This is a genomic window from Methylophaga sp. UBA5088 (assembly GCF_002414625.1).
GTDB lineage: Bacteria > Pseudomonadota > Gammaproteobacteria > Nitrosococcales > Methylophagaceae > Methylophaga > Methylophaga marina.
Map to the genome: position 1 here is coordinate 10,521 of NZ_DIAC01000029.1, position 1,988 is coordinate 12,508.

3 protein-coding genes and 1 pseudogene are annotated in these 1,988 nt (G+C 45.1%); all 4 read left to right on the forward strand.

The window, feature by feature from the left end:
• The coding region (gene fliM, locus B4K20_RS03735) for a flagellar motor switch protein FliM (protein ID WP_289281936.1) at positions 1-688 on the forward strand (688 nt) is incomplete at its 5' end.
• Complete coding sequence (fliN, locus tag B4K20_RS03740) at positions 685-1,143, forward strand: flagellar motor switch protein FliN (RefSeq protein ID WP_286303971.1); 459 nt, start codon at positions 685-687, stop codon at positions 1,141-1,143. The genes fliM and fliN, both read left to right, overlap by 4 nt.
• On the forward strand, positions 1,143-1,565 hold the full coding sequence (gene fliO / locus B4K20_RS03745) for a flagellar biosynthetic protein FliO (RefSeq protein ID WP_289281937.1): 423 nt from the start codon (positions 1,143-1,145) through the stop codon (positions 1,563-1,565). Before fliN ends, fliO begins: the two co-directional genes overlap by 1 nt.
• Positions 1,562-1,988, forward strand: a pseudogene (locus tag B4K20_RS03750) (flagellar biosynthetic protein FliP); the annotation flags it as partial. The gene fliO and the pseudogene B4K20_RS03750, both read left to right, overlap by 4 nt.

A 1,988-nucleotide genomic window follows, 5' to 3' on the forward strand; every position in this document is an offset into this window, starting at 1 on the left:
GAGAGGCACAGGGTTAATTGTTTTTGAGCCTAAACTGGTATTCACCTTTCTGGATAACTTCTTTGGTGGAGATGGACGCTTTCAGGCTCGTATTGAAGGCAGAGAGTTCACCTCAACCGAGCTTCGAGTCATCAATATGGTACTCAACCTGTGCTTCAAAGATCTGACAGAAGCCTGGTCACCCGTCATGCCGGTTGAATTTGAGTTTGTTAACCATGAAGTGAACCCACAATTTGCCAATATTGTCAGCCCGAGTGAGGTCGTGGTCATCTCTACTTTCCATGTGGATTTAGATGGTGGCAGTGGCGATATACACATTACTTTTCCCTACTCCATGTTGGAACCTATTCGGGAATTACTGGATACCGGTTTACAAAGTGATCGCAGCATGGATGATGGGCGCTGGGAAAAATCCATGCGGGAAGAGATTATGCTCGCCGATGTAGATCTCTGGGCAAACTTATCTCAAGCGACATTATCGCTTGGACAAATATTGAAGTTAAAACCGGGGGATATCATCCCGATTGAGATGCCCAAACATGTGACGACCATGGTAGAAGATATCCCCATGTTTCGTGCCACATTCGGTGAGCATCATGAAAAAACAGCGTTAAAAATCATGGAGATTATTGAACATCCTCATGATACAAATTCTACAATCCACCTGAAAAAAGGTAAAAAGCTATGAGTGAAGACACCCAAACACAAGATCAGGCGCTGGCTGACGAATGGGCGGCTGCACTGGAACAACAAGGTGATGCAGCTGAAACAGAAGAAGATCCCTGGGCAGCCGCTTTAGAAGAACAAGCATCATCAGAATCCACTCAACAAGCTAACCCTGCTCCGGTTGCCAAGCTGGATGATGAAGGCAAACCAAAATCGGATGTTGATCTGGATATGGTGATGGATATTCCGGTCACTATATCAATGGAAATCGGCCGTACCAGAATCAGTATTCGCAACCTGCTTCAACTGAGTCAGGGGTCTGTAGTTGAACTCGACAGATTAGCTGGTGAACCTATGGACGTGCTTGTTAACGATACCCTTATCGCCCACGGTGAGGTCGTGGTGGTCAATGATAAATTTGGTATTCGACTCACCGACATCATCAGTACTTCAGAACGCATCAAGAAACTACGCTAATGAAAAACGCATGGTGCCTGTTAACAAGTATTTTTGTCTCTGCCCCCATTTTTGCTGCAGCTGAATCGGGCGCACATGCGCTCAACCAGTCGCCCCTGTCAGCAGTCAACTTATTGCAAACGATATTGGGCTTAGCTCTTGTTTTAGCTTGTATCGTGGCAGTGGCTTGGTTATTGAAACGCACCAACCGGTTTCATACTGCTGCCAATGGAAAACTTAAAGTCATTGCTGGCATTGCATTAGGCACCAGAGAACGATTAGTTCTGGTTCAGGTAGGTGAAGAGCAATTGCTTTTAGGCGTTACCGCACAACAAATCAATACCTTACACAAACTAGAAACGCCATTAAGCGAGGCGGAATCCTCAACACCGAATGAATTCGCCAATAAACTCCGTCAGTTTATGCAGCGAGGTGACGTATGAATCGCCTGCTTCTCAGTTTATTCTTACTGACATTTCCATTAGTCAGTCTCGCTGAGCCGGGAATTCCAGCCGTAACAGTGACGGATGGTGAAGGTGGACAAAGTTATAGTGTCACCCTGCAAATTCTGGCGTTAATGACTTTACTCACATTATTGCCTGCGGCATTAATGATGATGACCTCCTTCACTCGCATAATTATCGTATTGTCGATTTTACGTCAGGCGATTGGTGTGCAATCCACCCCCTCGAATCAAGTATTAATTGGTCTGGCATTATTTCTGACTATTTTTATTATGCATCCGGTATTCAATAATGCCTACAATGCGGGTGTTGTGCCGTATATGAATGGTGATATTGAGTTCACCCAAGCTATTGAACAAACTGGACAGCCGTTTAAAGAATTTATGCTTGCTCAAACACGGG